General features: G+C 70.2%; 15 protein-coding genes and 1 tRNA gene. 10 read left to right on the plus strand and 6 right to left on the minus strand.

Translation table 11 applies throughout. From position 1 onward, the window contains the following. The first annotated feature begins 267 nt into the window (after positions 1-267). The 7 genes from MKK54_RS22315 (at position 268) to MKK54_RS22345 (ending at position 4,575) form a co-directional block, all read left to right on the plus strand. A complete protein-coding gene (locus MKK54_RS22315) occupies positions 268-765 on the plus strand; it encodes an META domain-containing protein (RefSeq protein ID WP_244014350.1) in 498 nt (165 codons plus the stop codon). A 170-nt stretch (positions 766-935) separates the two neighbouring features. Next, a complete protein-coding gene (locus tag MKK54_RS22320; RefSeq protein ID WP_244014352.1) occupies positions 936-1,109 on the plus strand; it encodes a hypothetical protein in 174 nt (57 codons plus the stop codon). A gap of 258 nt (positions 1,110-1,367) precedes the next feature. Then, on the plus strand, positions 1,368-2,345 hold the full coding sequence (gene cysK, locus MKK54_RS22325; RefSeq protein ID WP_244014354.1) for a cysteine synthase A: 978 nt from the start codon (positions 1,368-1,370) through the stop codon (positions 2,343-2,345). Positions 2,346-2,480: 135 nt separating this feature from the next. Next, entirely contained in the window at positions 2,481-3,722 is a 1,242-nt protein-coding gene (locus MKK54_RS22330) for a DUF2254 domain-containing protein (protein WP_244014356.1), read from the plus strand. Between the two features lie 52 nt (positions 3,723-3,774). Beyond that, positions 3,775-4,131 (plus strand): hypothetical protein, encoded by a 357-nt coding sequence (locus MKK54_RS22335; protein ID WP_244014358.1) that lies wholly within the window; start codon positions 3,775-3,777, stop codon positions 4,129-4,131. Between the two features lie 2 nt (positions 4,132-4,133). After that, complete coding sequence (locus MKK54_RS22340; protein WP_244014361.1) at positions 4,134-4,391, plus strand: hypothetical protein; 258 nt, start codon at positions 4,134-4,136, stop codon at positions 4,389-4,391. A 4-nt stretch (positions 4,392-4,395) separates the two neighbouring features. Further along, entirely contained in the window at positions 4,396-4,575 is a 180-nt protein-coding gene (locus MKK54_RS22345; protein WP_244014363.1) for a hypothetical protein, read from the plus strand. 24 nt (positions 4,576-4,599) lie between these two features. Here MKK54_RS22345 and ada read toward each other — a convergent pair whose 3' ends face one another. From ada to MKK54_RS22365, 4 genes are all read right to left on the minus strand, one after another. Next, entirely contained in the window at positions 4,600-5,694 is a 1,095-nt protein-coding gene (gene ada, locus MKK54_RS22350) for a bifunctional DNA-binding transcriptional regulator/O6-methylguanine-DNA methyltransferase Ada (protein WP_244014365.1), read from the minus strand. A 65-nt stretch (positions 5,695-5,759) separates the two neighbouring features. After that, positions 5,760-6,755 (minus strand): DNA-3-methyladenine glycosylase family protein, encoded by a 996-nt coding sequence (locus tag MKK54_RS22355; protein WP_244014367.1) that lies wholly within the window; start codon positions 6,753-6,755, stop codon positions 5,760-5,762. A 269-nt stretch (positions 6,756-7,024) separates the two neighbouring features. Beyond that, complete coding sequence (locus tag MKK54_RS22360; RefSeq protein ID WP_244014369.1) at positions 7,025-9,427, minus strand: putative bifunctional diguanylate cyclase/phosphodiesterase; 2,403 nt, start codon at positions 9,425-9,427, stop codon at positions 7,025-7,027. Position 9,428: 1 nt separating this feature from the next. Further along, complete coding sequence (locus MKK54_RS22365; RefSeq protein WP_244014371.1) at positions 9,429-10,835, minus strand: cytochrome P450; 1,407 nt, start codon at positions 10,833-10,835, stop codon at positions 9,429-9,431. 350 nt (positions 10,836-11,185) lie between these two features. Between MKK54_RS22365 and MKK54_RS22370 the strand changes: the two genes are divergently transcribed. From MKK54_RS22370 to MKK54_RS22380, 3 genes are all read left to right on the plus strand, one after another. Further along, complete coding sequence (locus MKK54_RS22370) at positions 11,186-11,443, plus strand: hypothetical protein (protein ID WP_244014373.1); 258 nt, start codon at positions 11,186-11,188, stop codon at positions 11,441-11,443. A gap of 149 nt (positions 11,444-11,592) precedes the next feature. Further along, entirely contained in the window at positions 11,593-12,786 is a 1,194-nt protein-coding gene (nhaA, locus tag MKK54_RS22375) for a Na+/H+ antiporter NhaA (RefSeq protein WP_244014375.1), read from the plus strand. Between the two features lie 240 nt (positions 12,787-13,026). Further along, complete coding sequence (locus tag MKK54_RS22380) at positions 13,027-13,590, plus strand: hypothetical protein (RefSeq protein ID WP_244014377.1); 564 nt, start codon at positions 13,027-13,029, stop codon at positions 13,588-13,590. Between the two features lie 133 nt (positions 13,591-13,723). Here MKK54_RS22380 and MKK54_RS22385 read toward each other — a convergent pair. Both MKK54_RS22385 and MKK54_RS22390 read right to left on the minus strand, forming a co-directional pair. Next, a tRNA-Val gene (locus tag MKK54_RS22385) sits at positions 13,724-13,798 on the minus strand. An 88-nt stretch (positions 13,799-13,886) separates the two neighbouring features. Continuing rightward, on the minus strand, positions 13,887-15,611 hold the full coding sequence (locus MKK54_RS22390; RefSeq protein ID WP_244014379.1) for an ABC transporter permease: 1,725 nt from the start codon (positions 15,609-15,611) through the stop codon (positions 13,887-13,889). Between the last annotated feature and the right edge of the window lie 20 nt (positions 15,612-15,631).

The raw sequence follows: 15,631 nt of genomic DNA on the forward strand, positions 1-15,631 counted from the left end.
GACAACGGCAGCGTGACGGGTTCGTTCAACGCGAACGTCACGACCGCCCGAGCGGTTTGCCGGGGATCAGTTCGACGGAGGGCTGAATCGGGCCTCGCGCCGTCTTGACCATATTTGTGCTGGAATCTTATCGGATGGGGCGCAACAACCATCCCGACCGATGCGTTTCGCGCGCGAACATCGCCGCTTCCTCAAGGTCCGGGACGACACCGTTGCGGCGCGCGACGCGCTCTATGCAGGAACGAAACCTTGGACGGGAGCTGGACGATGAGAGCGTTTCGAATCGCCGTGGTGGCCGGCGCCATCGCGACCGGAGCGATGAGCACCGCAGCGACCGCGCAGATGGGGAACAACGTCACGGGCTTCGGCCGCGACGCCCGCGAGAAGCCCGAGAAGAAGCAGTACGTCCCGGCCGCCAAGCCGCAGGAAAAGATCTTCCCCCTCGATGCGACCTGGACCGCCGTCAGCCTGAACGGCAAGGCGTTCGGCGGCGGCGACCGTCCGAGCTTCATGATCGACAAGCAGTACCGCGCCCGCGGTTACGGCGGCTGCAACACCTTCGCGGCCACCGCCTTCCCGCTCAAGGAACAGCACATCGCCGTGGGCCCCCTCGCCCTGACCAAGAAGCCCTGCGACAAGGGCCTCAGCGTCAGCGAGCAGGATTACTTCATCGCCCTGCGCACGGCGGCCCAGTGGGATCTCGTCGGTTCGCAACTGGTGATCAAGAGCCAGAAGGGTGAGCTGCGCTTCGAACGCGCGCTCTGAGCACCCGGTCGTCCCGAGCCTCTTAATCCTCCCGGTCCTCTTAACCCCCCATTGACGACGATCCGCGGTCGTGACCGCGGGTTTACGCCCTGTTCAAGGCCCTCCGCGCCTTCTGCCGCCACGGTCCGGCATCCCGTCGGGTGATGGGGCCGGCGGGGCTGAGGAACGCGATGGGCACCAGGCTGGAATGGACCACCGGCAGCAACGGCCTCCGGCGTGGCGCCCGAGAAGAGACCCGCTATGCCTGGCCCCCGTCCCTGCACGCGGGCGCGGCGGTGATCGCAGCGGCCAGCCCCGTCGTCGCCACAGTCGTGGTGCTCTGCGCCGCCCTGCTCGCCGCCTGATCCCCCGGAGGCACAGGCATCGGCCCCGGAACTTGGAATGACATTCTCCATTGCTTCCGATCTACAATAGAAAACTTCCCCAGACGAAAAAGTCCCCGCATGACGGAGAAGATTTGCCTTTGATTGCGGGACTTTGTCGATTGCCTCGGCAGAACTGACGCGATATCTCCCGGCCCTGCGTCCGTCGCACGCGAGATCCGGCCCGAGGCCGTATCGGCCGGGTGCGCGAACCCTCTCAGGCAGACCAGGAGATTCCCGATGGCCGAGACCCAGAGCCCCGCTTCGACCCGCACGCCCGGCCACGGCCACATCTTCGGCTCGATCACCGAGACGATCGGCAACACGCCCCTGGTGCGCCTCAACCGCATCACCAAGGAGCGCGGCGTCGAGGCCGAGATCCTGTTGAAGCTCGAATTCTTCAACCCGATCGCGAGCGTGAAGGATCGGATCGGCGTCAACATGATCGACGCGCTGGAGGCCTCGGGCAAATTGCAGCCGGGCGGCACGCTGGTGGAGCCGACCTCCGGCAACACCGGTATCGCCCTGGCCTTCGTGGCGGCCGCGCGCGGCTACCGCCTCATCTTGGTCATGCCCGAGACGATGTCGCTCGAGCGCCGCAAGATGCTGGCCTTCCTCGGAGCCGAACTCGCGCTGACCCCCGGCCCGCAGGGCATGAAGGGCGCCATCGCCAAGGCCGAGGAACTCCTCAACGAGATCCCGGGCGCGATCATGCCCCAGCAGTTCTCGAACCCCGCCAACCCCGAGATCCACCGCAAGACGACCGCCGAGGAGATCTGGAACGACACCCAGGGCCATCTCGACGCCTTCGTGGCCGGCGTCGGCACCGGCGGCACCATCACGGGCGTCGGCTCGGTGCTGAAGCCCCGCCTGCCCGGCCTGAAGATCGTCGCCGTCGAGCCCACCGACTCGCCGGTGATCTCCGGTGGCCAGCCCGGCCCGCACAAGATCCAGGGCATCGGCGCCGGCTTCATTCCGGACAACCTCGACAAGACGATCATCGACGAGGTCATCACGGTCTCGAACCAGGAGGCCTTCGACACCGCGCGCCTGCTCTCGCGCCTCGAGGGTATTCCGGGCGGCATCTCCACCGGCGGCAACGTCGCCGCGGCCCTGAAGCTCGCCGCGCGCCCCGATTTCCGCGGCAAGCGCATCGTCACCGTCGCCTGCTCCTTCGCCGAGCGCTACATCTCCTCGGCCCTGTTCGAAGGCCTCTGAGCGAAGCCCGAATCCGTCCTGCCGAAGGGGAGCGAGCGGATTTGGTCTGAGCCGAACCCGCGATCCGGGCGGGACGCCCGGATCGCCACACCTGTCGACTCCGGCTTTCGAGCCTTCCGCCCGGAAGCCCGTCCCGTGTCCACCGCATTCTACACCCTTCGCCGCTGGGGCCGGCGCCCGTTCATCCGGGTCGCCGCCTTCAGCGTCGGCGGGGTGGTGGCGGCCCTGGCCTCGGCCGTCCTCGCGCCGATGGTCCCGGCCGATCTCGGCGCCTCGATCGGCGCCGACGCGGTCGACCAGATCCTGTCGGTGCTCGCCACCAGCATGCTGCCGGTGGCGACCTTCTCGCTCTCCACCATCGTTCAGGCCTATGGCGGCGCGACCAACACGGTGACGCCCCGCGCCGTGACCCTGCTGATGCAGGACACGCGGGCCCAGACCGCCGTGGCGAGCTTCATCGGCGCCTTCGTCTACAGCGTCGTCGGGCTGATCGCGCTGAAGACGCATTTCTACGGCGACCAGGGCCGGGTCATCCTGTTCGGCCTCACGCTGCTGGTGCTCGTCAGCGTGGTGGTGACCCTGGTTCGCTGGATCGACACCCTGACGCATCTCGGCCGCGTCGGCGAGACCATCGACGCCATCGAGGCGGCGGCCAGCGACGCCGTGCGGCGGCGCGCCGAGGCGCCCTATCTCGGCGGATTGCCCTGGGCGCCGGCCCCCGCCGGTGCCGAGCGGCTCGATGCCGCGACCACCGGCTACGTTCAGCACGTGGATGCCGCCGCGCTCGACGCGCTGGCCGAGGCAGCCGGCCTCACCCTGCACCTCGCGGTCCTGCCCGGAACCTTCGTGCATCCCGGACGCCTCCTCGTCGCGATCGACGGGGCGACCGACGCCGCCCTGCGCGACCGGATCGCCAAGGCCTTCGTCATCGGGGATCGGCGCACCTTCGACGACGATCCGCGCTTCGGGATCATCGTGCTCTCGGAGGTGGCGCAGCGGGCCCTCTCCACCAGCATCAACGATCCCGGCACGGCGATCGACGTCATCGGCACCCTCGTCCGCGTGCTGGCCCTCTGGGACGCGCGGCGCGCGGCCGCGCCCGAGGCGGGCATCCATCCGCGCCTGCGCGTACCCGGCATCACCGCCGCCGAACTGTTCGAGGATGCCTTCGACCCGATCGCGCGCGACGGCGCGGGCACGTTCCTCGTGGGCCTGCGCCTGCAGAAGGCGCTCGCCGCCCTGCAGGCGATCGGTGGACCGGACTTCCAGGCGGCGGCCCGTGCCCACGCCGATCTCGCCCTCCTGCGCGCCGAGGGCGCCCTGACGCTGGAAGCGGACCTGACGCGCCTGCGCGAGGCCCGCGCGACCCTCGCCTGAAAGCAACCTCGGGCGCCGCGACGGGTTGAACCTCCAACATCAGGAGGACACCATGACCGACGAGCCGCGCGAGCGCCCCTCGCTGAAGGACTTCGACGCCTACGCGGACCGCAACGGTCAGGATCTCGGCCAGGACGACGCCCGCGACATCGGCCTCCCGTCCCGGACGCAAGGGGACCTCAAGGGCAATCCGATGGGCGAGGCCGAGACCGCCCGCATCGCCTCCGGGACACCGGGCTCCGACGCCACGGACGAGACCGCCGCCGAGACGCCGTCCGCCAACCTGAGACGGATCGGCGACGCCGCGCAGACGGCCGGCTCGACCCCCTCGGGCGATGCCGCCGAGGCGATCGACCGGGCGACGGCGGCGGTCGGCCAGGATCCGGACGCGCCGGGCAAGGAGGGCTGAGCATGCCGAACGACCACATCCCGATCGTGGGCACGCGCAAGCCCGATGCCGATGTCGGCTCGCCCGGCGAACCCGCAATCGCCGGCGGCAAGCAATCGGCCGAGCAATCCGCGATCACGCAACAGGGCTCCGGCGGCAAGACAGACGCGGCCCGCAACGCGGATTGGGACGGGACGCCGAAGGGCCGCAACCCGGCGCCGGCCGGCGGCTCGTCGGACGGCCAGTCCGACCGTCCCCGTTCGCCGAAAGCCGAGGAGTGACCCCATGCAGACCGACGACAAGGACCCGCCCGAGGATTCGTCCAAGGCCGTGCCCAAGGGCAAGCCCGCCAACGCCGCGCCCGACGCGGTCATGGACCCCAACGAGAAGACCGAGGGCAAGCCGGGCGAAGGCCCGAAGGGCGGCGCGCAACCCGACGGCGAGACCGATCCCGGCGGAAGCTGAGTTACGGCCGGGAAGGGGCGCCCGTCACGGGGCGCCCCGTTCGCGCGCGAGAAGCGCGCGCTTGCGCGCGACGCCCCAGCGATAGCCCGACAGGGCGCCGTCCGTGCGCACCACCCGATGGCAGGGAATGGCCACCGCCAGGGCGTTGGCGGCGCAGGCTCGGGCGACGGCCCGCACGGCACCCGGTTCGCCGATGGCGCGTGCGATCTCGGCATAGCTCGCCGTCGTGCCGACCGGGATGGCGCGCAGGGCCGCCCACACCCTCTGCTGGAAGGCGGTGCCGCCGATGTCGAGGGGCAGATCCAGCCCGCGACCGGGTGCCTCGACGAACCCCACGATGCCGGCCATCCACCGCTCGAAATCCGTGTCCCCGCCCGAGAGGGTCGCGCGCGGGAAGCGATCCTGAAGGTCGCGCGCCAGGGCGTCGGGATCGTCGCCGAGCAGGATCGCGCAGACGCCCCGCGGCGTCGCCGCGACGAGAATCGCGCCGAGGCTGCATTGTCCGATGGCGAAACGGATCTCGGTGCCGGCGCCGCCCCTGCGATAGGCGGCCGGAGACATGCCCAGACGCTGGGACGCCGTGGCGTAGAACCGGCTCGATGCGGTGTAGCCGGCCTCGTACAGGGCCTCGGTCACGGACCCGGACCCCTGGAGACCGGAGGCGAGGCGCTCGGCACGCCGGGCCGCCGCGTAGGCGCGCGGCGTGACCCCGGTGATCGCGCGGAACACCCGGTGGAAGTGGGAGGGACTCATTCCGGCGTCCCGCGCGAGCCCGTCGAGACTCGGAACGGTCTCGGCCGCGTCGATCCGGCGGCAGGACTCCGTCACGATCGCGGCCCGGCGTTCGGCGAGAGCCGGCGCGTTCGGCCGGCAGCGCCGGCAGGCGCGAAAGCCCGCGGCCTCCGCCTCGGCACAGGTCGCGTAGAAGGCGACGTTTCCGGGCTTGGCCGGCCGGGCACCACAACTCGGGCGGCAATACACGCCGGTCGTCCGAACCGCGTAGACGAAGCGCCCATCGGCGCCGGCATCGCGGGTGGCGAGGGCGGCCCAGCGCGCCGCGTCATCGTCCCGGATCAGGACCGCGATGCCGGGCCCGGTCGTCGGTTCAGCGAAACCCATGGCGAACACTCCCTTGCGTTCGAGATGCCTGTCGGCGGCCCCGAATGCCTCGGTCCACCGGCTCGTCACGGCGGTTTTGCACGCCGACGGGTGGGGCCGCATCCCGTTTCCTGCTCTGGAATTCGGGCCGTCCCGGGCTCGACATCCGCGCTCCGCGCCGCATCATGCGCCCAGAGGTGAAGCACCGCATAGGCCCGCCACGGACGCCAGGCATTCGCCCGCGCGTCCAACGCCTTGGCGGTCGGGCGCCCCGCCGCGTCCGCGAGGGCGCGCAGCAGGCCGATGTCGCCCGTCGGCAGCGCATCGGGCTCGCGCAGGGCCCGCATGGCGATGTAATGCGCCGTCCAGTCGCCGATGCCGCGCAGGGCCTTCAGCCGGGTCGTCGCCCGCGCGATGCCCTGCCCCGGCGCGAGAAGATCCGGCTCGGCGAGACAGGCCGCCGCCAGGGTCTGGATCGCGGCGCCACGGGCGCGCGGCATGTTCAGGATGCGGGCGATGTCGGCTTCGACCAGCGCCTCGGGAGCGGGGAAGACATGCGTCAGACCGGGCTCCGCCGCGCCGGGCGCCAGGGGCGTGCCGAAGGCGGCGACCAGCGTTCCGGCGAGCCGGGTCGCGGCGGCGACGGAGACCTGCTGCCCGAGGATCGCGCGCACCGCCAGCTCGAACCCATCCCAGGCGCCTGGCACGCGCAGGCCGGGGCGCTCCGCGACGAGACCGGCCATGAAGGGATCACGCCCGAGCGCGCGGCCGATCGCGACCGGGTCCGCATCGAGGTCGAAGAGGCGGCGGACACGCTCGGGGAGATCGGGAATCGTCGCGGGCAGCCGCAGCGTCGCGGTGAGCGCATCGCCTCCCGGCGACGTCACCGTGAGGGTGCCGCGATGGACGCCGAACGCCACGGTGCGGGCATAGCGTCCGGGCCGGGTGACTTCGACGCCCGGGATGGCCCGGACGCCGAGATAGGCGTGGATGGCGGCCCAGTCGTAGGGCGGCCGAGCGATCAGGCGCAGCGTCGTGGCCTCGCGCGCGGTCGCGGGATCTGGAGCGGCACGCCACGTCATCGATCCGCTACGGCCCGGTCGGGTTTCGGTGCCTCACCTCGAATCATGCCGGTCGCCGCCTCGCTAGTCTCGCCGTCCCGGTTCCGACGACGGTTCAGGCTCGCCTCGGCGACGATGCGGCCGGGACGCCGTCACCCGGCTCGCCGGTAATCGAAGCATCGATCGCCGCAGTCGCGAAAAAATTCCTTCCGGATGGCGGATCGGGGCTTCGCTCAGGCGCCGCGCGGGCCGAGCGAGACCGTCTCCGCTTCGATCGAGCGGCGACAGGATCAGGCGACCGAGGCCTTCCGGGCGTCGAGCCGCCGGATGAGTTCGGCGATCTCGGAGGCGGGACGCGCCGGGCTGTAGAGGAAACCCTGCGCGGTGCCGCAGTGCTTGTGGCGCAGGACCGCCTCCTGCTGGCGCGTCTCGACGCCCTCGACGGTCACGTCCATCGAGAGGGCCCGAGCCATGGTGGCGATCGCCTCGACGACGGCGATCTTCTCGGGCCGGAATTGCAGGTCGCGCACGAAGGAGCGATCGACCTTGACCTTGTCGAAGGGAAAATCCGTGAGGTAGCTCAGGCTCGAATAGCCGGTGCCGAAATCATCGAGCGCGATCCGCACGCCCAGCGCGCGCAGCCGCTTCAGGTTCGTCAGGACCTCGGCCTCCCGGTCGAGCAGGACGGATTCGGTGATCTCGATCTCCAGGTTCTCAGGGGGCAACCCGGTCTCCCGCAGGATGCGGGCGACCTCGTCGTGGAAGTCGAGTCCGCGCACGTGGATCGAGGAGATGTTCACGGCAACCCGCAGGCCCGGCCAGGCCAGGGCGTCCGTGCAGGCGCGGGCCAGGGCCCAGCGGCCGATCTCGACGATGAAGCCGGTGCCCTCGGCGATGGCGATGATCTCGGCCGGCGAAATCCAGCCCTCTTCGGGCCTGTGCCAGCGCAGCAGGGCCTCGAAGCCGACGACGCGCTCGCTCCGGAGGTCGATCAGCGGCTGGTAATGAAGCACCATCTCGCCCGCGCGCAGAGCCGTCCGCATGTCCTGGTCGAGTTGACGCTGCCGGAGGCCACGATCCTCCAGGGACATCTCGAAGCGGCGCCAGCATCCCTTGCCGGCGGCCTTCGCGCTGTAAAGCGCGAGATCGGCGCGGCTGAGCAGGCTGGCCGGATCCTGCGCGTCCCGGGGGGCGTGCGCGATGCCGATGCTGACGCCGATCTCGAGATGGGCATCCCGGATCTGATAGGGCCGGCGCAGTTCGGCGATCACCTGCCGCGCCAATCGCTCGGCGTCCTCCCCCGCCTGATCGGGGAGAAGGATGGCGAATTCGTCGCCGCCGAGGCGGAACGTGCGCGCGCGCGCCTCGGTCAGGCGGGTCAGTTGCTGGGCGACATCGGCCAGCAACTGGTCCCCGACGGCGTGCCCCCGGCTGTCGTTCACCGCCTTGAAGCCATCGAGATCGAGGCAGAGCAGGGTCGTCCCGACGTCCGGGCCGCCGGTCCCTAGCGGCCCCCCTGGCTCGCCCCCGCGCTCCCGGCAGACATCGTGGATCGCGTCCTGAAAGGCCGCCCGGTTCGGCAGGCCGGTCAAGGTGTCGTGCCCCGCCAGGAACGCGATGCGTGCCTGGGCCTCGCGGCTGATCGTCGTGTCCGAGCCGACACCCCGATATCCGAGGAAGTTTCCGTGCCGGTCGAAGGCGGGTTTGCCGTTGAGGCTCCACCAGCGCGTTCCGTCGGCGGTCGTGACCCGAACGGCATGATCGCGGAACGCCGCCCGCGCCGCCATGGCCGCGAGCACGGCGGCGGCGCCCGCGTCGCGCTGCCCGGCATCCCCCTTGCCCCGGAGGATCGCCAGCAGGGTCACGCCCCGGAGAGCGGCCGGATCATGCGACAGGGTCGCGGCCATGCGGGCCGGCACGTGGCGCAGGCGTCCCTCCGGATCGGTCTCCCAGAGCCAGTCGCTGGCGCCCTCCTCGAAATCGTTGAGCAGGAGGCCGATGGTCTCGCCCTGGTGCTGCACCACGACCCGGTGCCAGATCCGCTGATACGACAGGATGGCCATCCGCCGAACGCTGAAGCAGACGAACAGCGCGTAGACGGCCAGCATGACCGAGACGTAGGCGCCGAACGGCGCCTCGCAGCCGGCGAGCCCGATGAACCCGCCCGCGACGATGGGTCCGGCGAGCAGCAGGGCCACGGAGAAGAACGGGCCGACGACGTAGGCATCGGAGATCAGCCCGGCGGTCACCGCGACCGCGAGCATCCGGTGCCCGCCATCCGAGGGCGGGATCAGGATCGCCGGCATCGTGGCCCAGGTCAGGCCGAGCGCGAGGGCGAGGCCCTTGGAGATCCACTCGCCGTGCCGGACGGCGGTCTCGGTCACCTCGCTGCGGAAGGTGTTGCGGTAGTACCAGGTCGTGAACAGCGTAGCGGCGACGATCAGCGAGATCGCGGCCATCAGGCCGGCCAGATAAATGTGGGAGGCGGTGTCCCAGAACATGTAGGCCAGGGCGAAGACCACGACGACGTGCGTCACCGCGGAGTAATTGGCCACCTGAAGGGTTTCGTTCAGCAACTCGGCCCGCGTCTCGGTCCGGTAGCTCTCCTCGGAGGTCAGGGCCGATCCGCCCGCCGGCGAGACGGAATCCGGCGCCCGGAGGCGGGTGGCCAGCAGGGTTCGCAGGCTGCGCATGTCACGCGGCCCGCCGCATCGGCAGCATCGGCATCCCGCCATGCGGCCGCAGGGTCACGCGGAACCGGGCCTCCGGCATCGCGGCTTGCACGGGGCGCAGCCTCACACTCGGCAGCAGCGTCGCGAGCACGACGAGGCACTCGCTGAGAGCGAGGCTCATGCCGATGCAGACGCGCGGACCGGCCCCGAAGGGCAGATAGGCGTAACGGTCTCGCGCCGCATGGATGGCAGGAGCGAACCGGTCCGGATCGAAGGTGTCCGGCCGATCCCAGAGCAATCGGTGGCGGTGCAGGGCGTAGACCGGCACATGCACCGATCGACCGGCGGGAATCAGCGTGTCGCCGAGGCGGATGCTCCGCGCCGCGCGGCGGACGAGGAGCGGCGCCGGGGGATAGAGGCGCATGGCCTCCATCACCACCTGTCGCGTGTAGGACAACGCGTCGAGGCGTGCGGGATCGTCGGCGAAACCGGTGCCGACCCGCGCGATCTCGTCGAGGATCCGACGCTCGACGTCCGGGTGATCGGCCAGGAGCCGAAGGGTCCAGGTCAGGGCCAGAGCCACGGTCTCGTGACCGGCCGCCACGAAGGTGAGCAGGTTGTCGACGAGTTCCGCCTCCGACAGGGGCGCGCCGGTCGCGGGGTCACGGGCGGCGAGCAGAAGGCCGAGCAGATCGGAGCCCCCGCCGCCGCGCGCCCGGCGCGCGTTCACGAGGCCGGCCGCCACGGCGCGCAGCTCGCGGGCGGCCTCCCGACCCCGGCGCCCTCCCGGATGCGGCAGCCACGCGGGCAGGCCGAGCATGACGTAGGCCATCTTCCAGTTCGTCTGGCCGAGATAATCCTCCATGGCGGCGCCGAAGCGCTCGGCGTCGAGGCCCTCTCCCGGCGTCATCGTGGCCAGGATGATGTCGAGGGCCGTGCGCATCATCTCGGGCACGAGGTCGAAGGCGCCCGCATCCGCCGGCCGGTTCAGCCAGCGCTCCCGGGTCGCCTCGGCCGCCGCGGCCATGGCCGGGACGAAGTCGCGCACGCGGTCGGGTCGGAACACCGGCGCGGAGGTCCGGCGCTGTGCCCGCCACCGGTCTCCGTCTGAGGTGAGGAGGCCGGCGCCGAGGGCCGGGGCCAGGGCGCGCGTCATGAAGGCCTCCCGCTGGAGCGAGCCGGCCTCGTCGACGAGAAGGGTCCGGATCAGCCCCGGCTCCATCACGAACACGGTCTGCTGCCCAAGGAGCCGCGTCTCGATCAACGGCTTGGCATAGACCTCCTCCGGCCAGGCATCGACCATGCTGCGCAGCATCGTCGCGAGGACGCCGGGAGCGCCTCCCAAGTCCTGCAATCGCTCGCGAAGAGAGATCGTCTCGCCGGCACTCACGGGCAGCTTGCAGAATGCCGTCGCCACGCGCAGCCCCATCGGATGAATGCGATCCGCCACACAAGAGACCCGAGTGTTTTACAAAGTCTTACCGCATCGGAACGGAACGTCTTCGCCTGTGAATATTCAATCCATATCGCTCGATGTTATTCGATAAAGTTTTACACGTCTTCTGCATGAAATGCGAAACCTCGATGCAGCCAGGCGGTCGACTTGGCCCCGGATGGACAACTCCGCTTCGATCGGAACATGGACGTGGCACGGCCCGCGCGATGCGTTCGCGGGACGGGCGATCGACGGGAACTTAGCTTGGCCTTTCGCATTCCGACCGCAGGGGATCGGCGACCGTGAGGCCGATCCAACCCCGATGCGGGGACATGGAGAAACGCATGATCGGCCGTATCGCTCTCGCGGCGTGCTTCGTCCTTCCGGTCCTCGCCGCCGGTGGGGCCGGCGCGAACGAGGATCAGCAGGCCGCGCTCTGTCGCGGCGACGTCATGCGCCTGTGCCTCAGCGCGGTGCCCGACCGGGACGCGATCGTGTCCTGCATGAAGGTCAACCGGACCAGCCTCAGCGCCGGATGCCGCAGCGTGTTCGACGGCGGCACGCGGGGGCGTGCCGCGGCCCGCTCGGCCAACCTCCGCTGATCGCAGGCGCGATCGCGCGAGGAGAACGCGCCGCGCCGGCCCCGCACCTCCGCCCATCCCTGGGACGCCTCGCACGTCGGCACCGGAGAAATCCGGGCCCATGGACGCGGGCGGCTTGAACCGCGGCTCCATCCTTGTCAGGCAGGGCCATGCAGGCACCCTCACCGCTCCGGCGCCCCGTCTCCGCCCTTCGCAGGATGCTCACCAGCGAGGCCGGCGGGGGTCTCGTCCTGATGGCGAGTGCCGCCCTGGCGCTCGGGGTCGCGAATTCACCGCTCGCCGAGGCGTATTTCGGCCTGCTCAAGACGTATGTCGGAGGTCTGAGCGTCCTCCACTGGATCAACGACGCCCTGATGGCGGTGTTCTTCCTGCTCGTCGGGCTCGAGATCAAGCGTGAGATGCTCGATGGGCGCCTGCGGACCTGGCCCGACCGGATCCTGCCCGGTCTCGCGGCCCTCGGCGGCATGGCCGCTCCCGCCCTCGTCTACGTGGCGGTCAATCGCCACGCGCCCGAAACGATCCGCGGCTGGGCGATTCCCGCGGCCACCGACATCGCCTTCGCGCTCGGCGTGCTGGCACTGCTCGGCAAACGCGTTCCGATCTCCCTCAAGGTGTTCCTCACCGCGCTCGCCATCATCGACGATCTCGGCGCGGTGCTGATCATCGCGCTGTTCTACACGGCCGACCTGTCCCTGCCGATGCTCGGGGGTGCCGCCGCGACGCTGGCGGCGCTCTGCGGCCTCAACCGGGCCGGGGTGCGCCGGCTCTCGCCGTATCTCGTGCTCGGAATCCTGCTCTGGTTCTTCGTACTGAGATCCGGCGTTCACGCCACCGTGGCGGGCGTCCTGCTGGCGTTGACCATCCCGCTGCGCCTGAGCGTCGGTCGGCCCGACGATCCGACCTCGCCGCTGCACCGCCTGGAGCACGCGATCCATCCGTGGTCGGCCTACCTGATCCTGCCGGTGTTCGGTTTCGCCAATGCGGGCGTGTCGCTGGCCGGCTTCGCGCCCGGCATGCTGCTCGATCCCGTCACCCTCGGGGTCGCCCTCGGGCTGATCCTCGGCAAGCAGCTCGGCGTGTTCGGCTTCGTGCTCGCGGCGGTGAAGCTCGGGCTGGCGCAGCGACCGGCCGGCGCGGGATGGGCGCAGATCTACGGCGTCTCGCTCCTGTGCGGCGTCGGCTTCACCATGAGCCTGTTCATCGGGCTCCTCGCCTTCGCCAACGCGCCGGAGCTCGAATCCGGGACCAAGGTCGGCGTTCTGACGGGCTCGATCGTCTGCATGTTGGCGGGCGCGCTGGTGCTGCTCGTCGCGCCGCAAGCGCACGCGCGCAACGCGTCCTGAACGCTTGCCGCGCCACAACCTGCGGTCGACGGGGCACACGCGGCGTGTCTGGCTTCCGAGTTCGCCCGCAGCGATCTGGAATGCTGGCGTTGCAGTCAAGATCGGCTTGGATCGTCTGGGCAATCATCAGTCGTCCACATGAATCTGGAGGCCTGGAAAATCCCGGACCACACTTGACTTCTCCGACATCTATTCGGATCAATGGGATACGGGCCACCAGATCACACAGAGATTAGAAAGATGGGAACATTCACGAAAGATGACCTGAAAAATACTTGGAAGTCATCTTCTAACGCAGACGCAAAGAAATTTGCCGAAGATGTCGAAACGGTCAACAATGTGTACAAGATTCTCAATACATCAATCGAATTAATGGCGGAAAGCGTTCACGAGAAAGGCAACATATCAGGTACGTCCGCGACCATGTTCGCAGCCAAGAAAACGCTCGCGATCGGCGCCACGGCCGCCGGAATGAAGGATGCTGGAGAAGGAATAAAGGTGGCGACCTTCATGGGAAGTCAGTTCCTGACGACGGTCGAGATGGGCACCGAGGCGATGAGGCTCGCAAGTCCAGGGCGTGCGGGGGTCTACATCTCGTTGAAAGTCGCGGAGAAGGTCGTATCCGCAGTCGGGCTGGGCAACGTCAACAAGTGCAAAGCCGCGCTCGCCTCATTGACCGTTAATGCCGGCGTATCGACGTTCACCTGCGTGGCGACCGGAGGCGCACTCTGCATTCTGGGGGCAGCCTCCTTCGCCCTGGAAGCCATCAACACCCATGCCCAGTGTCGCGCGGAGCCGCTCTGACCAGAGCGAGCGGCCTCGCTGCAGCGATCGAGCAAGCGGCAAGGTCACAGACTTTGGTCTCGACTGGGTTCGTTGAGGGGTGGATCGTCAGGAGTGTCGTTGGAAAACGACTGCCGGCCTTACCGGATCAGAATGGTGGACGGTGCAGGGATCGAACCTGCGACCTTTCCCGTGTGAAGGGAACGCACTACCGCTGTGCTAACCGTCCTGACCAATCCCTTACGCCCGTTCGGCGAAGCCTCTGCCCGTGGAGCGGAGGCGTACGCACTCGACAGCGCGCCGGGGACGAGGGCCTTCTAGGGCGATGGGCGCGGCCCCGTCAAGCGCTGATCGCGCGGTTCTTGCAGCGTTCCGAGCCGGAGAAGGATCACCACCGGCACGAGCCCGACGGCCACGATGAGCAGGGCCGCGACCGAGCCGTCCTCGTAGGTGCCGCGCGCGGCCTCGCCGTAGAGGTGGGTCGCCAGGGTCTCGACGTTGAGGGGGCGCAGCAGCAGGGTCGTGGGCAATTCCTTGACGCAATCGACGAAGACGAGGAGCGCACCGCTCAGCACCGCCGGCCAAGCCAGGGGGAGCTGCACCCGCCGCAGCGTCGCACCGGGGCCGTGCCCGAGCATCCGCCCGGCATCGGGCAGGCTGCGGGGCAGGCGACCGAGCCCGGCCTCGCAGGTGCCGATGCTGACCGCGAGGAAGCGCAGGAGGTAGGCGGTGACGAGGGCCCCGCCGGTGCCGAGACCGATCAGCGCCGGGGCGGCGCCGAAGACCTGGGTCATCCCCGCCGAGAGGGCGGAATCGGCCAGCGCCAGGGGGCCGAGCAGGCCGATGGCGAGGATCGCGCCGGGCAGCGCGTAGCCGAGGCTCGCCACCCGGATCAGGGCCAGCCCGAACCGGCGTGCCACGAGGCGCGGACCGGCGGCCACCAGGAAGCCGAGGGCGGCCGCGATGCCGGTCGCGGCGCCGGCATAGAGCAGGGTGTGGCCGATCTCGGACAGGATCGTCTCCGGCAGGCCGTGGCGCATCACCCGCCGCGCGGCGGAATGCGCGAGGTAGCTCGCCGGGATGAGGAAGCCGATCGCGACCGGGACGAGCCCGAGCGCGAGGGCGATCCAGCCGCGCGGGCCGGCGAGGCGCCGGCGGGCCAGCCCGCGCGGGCGTTGGGCGGTGCCGGCAAAGCCTCGCCCGGCCCTCGCCCAGCGCTCCAGGGCCACCAGGGCCGCCACCGCCATCAGCATGACGAGGGCGATCTGTGCCGCCCCGGCGAGGTCGGAGCGGTTGATCCAGGTGGCGTAGACCTGAACCGTGAGCGTGCGCACGCCGAGGAATTCCGCCGCGCCGATGTCGTTCAGGGCCTCCATCAGCGCGAGGCTCGCCCCCAGCGCGATGGCCGGGCGCGCCATCGGCAGGGCGACGCGCAGGAACGTGGCCGAGGGCGAGCGGCCGAGCATCCGCGACGCCTCGATGAGGTTGGCGGCCTGCATCAGGAACAGCGCCCGGGTCGGCAGGTAGACGTAAGGGTAGAGCACGAAGCCGAGGAGCAGGATGCAGCCGGGCAGCGAGCGGATGTCCGGCAGCGCGAGATCGCGCGGGCGGGCATAGCCGAGGAGATCGCGCAGGGTCGTCTGCACCGGGCCGATCGGATGCATCAGGTCGAGATACGCGAAGGCGACGATGTAGGTCGGCACCGCCATCGGCAGGAGCAGGGCCGCCTCCAGGAGGCGCCGGCCGGGAAACGCGTAGGCCGCCACCAGCCAGGCCGACCCCGCCCCGAGGACGATCACCAGGGCGCCGGTTCCGGCGAGCAGCAGCCCCGTGTCGCGCAGGGCCCGCGGCAGGACGTGGGCGAGGAGGTGGGGCCAGAGCGCGCCCGAGGCGGCGTCGCCCAAGCCTTCCCCGGCCGCCAGCACGAGGGCGACGACGGGGCTCAGCACCACGGCGCAGAGCGCCAGGGCGCCAAGCCCCCAGGCCAGGGCGGGGATCCGCGCGGCGCGCGGCCCGGCTGGGGCGGGGGCGGCCCCGATCATGGAGCCCTCACGGCCTGTCC

The organism is Methylobacterium sp. J-068 (assembly GCF_022829445.1).
Classification (GTDB): domain Bacteria; phylum Pseudomonadota; class Alphaproteobacteria; order Rhizobiales; family Beijerinckiaceae; genus Methylobacterium.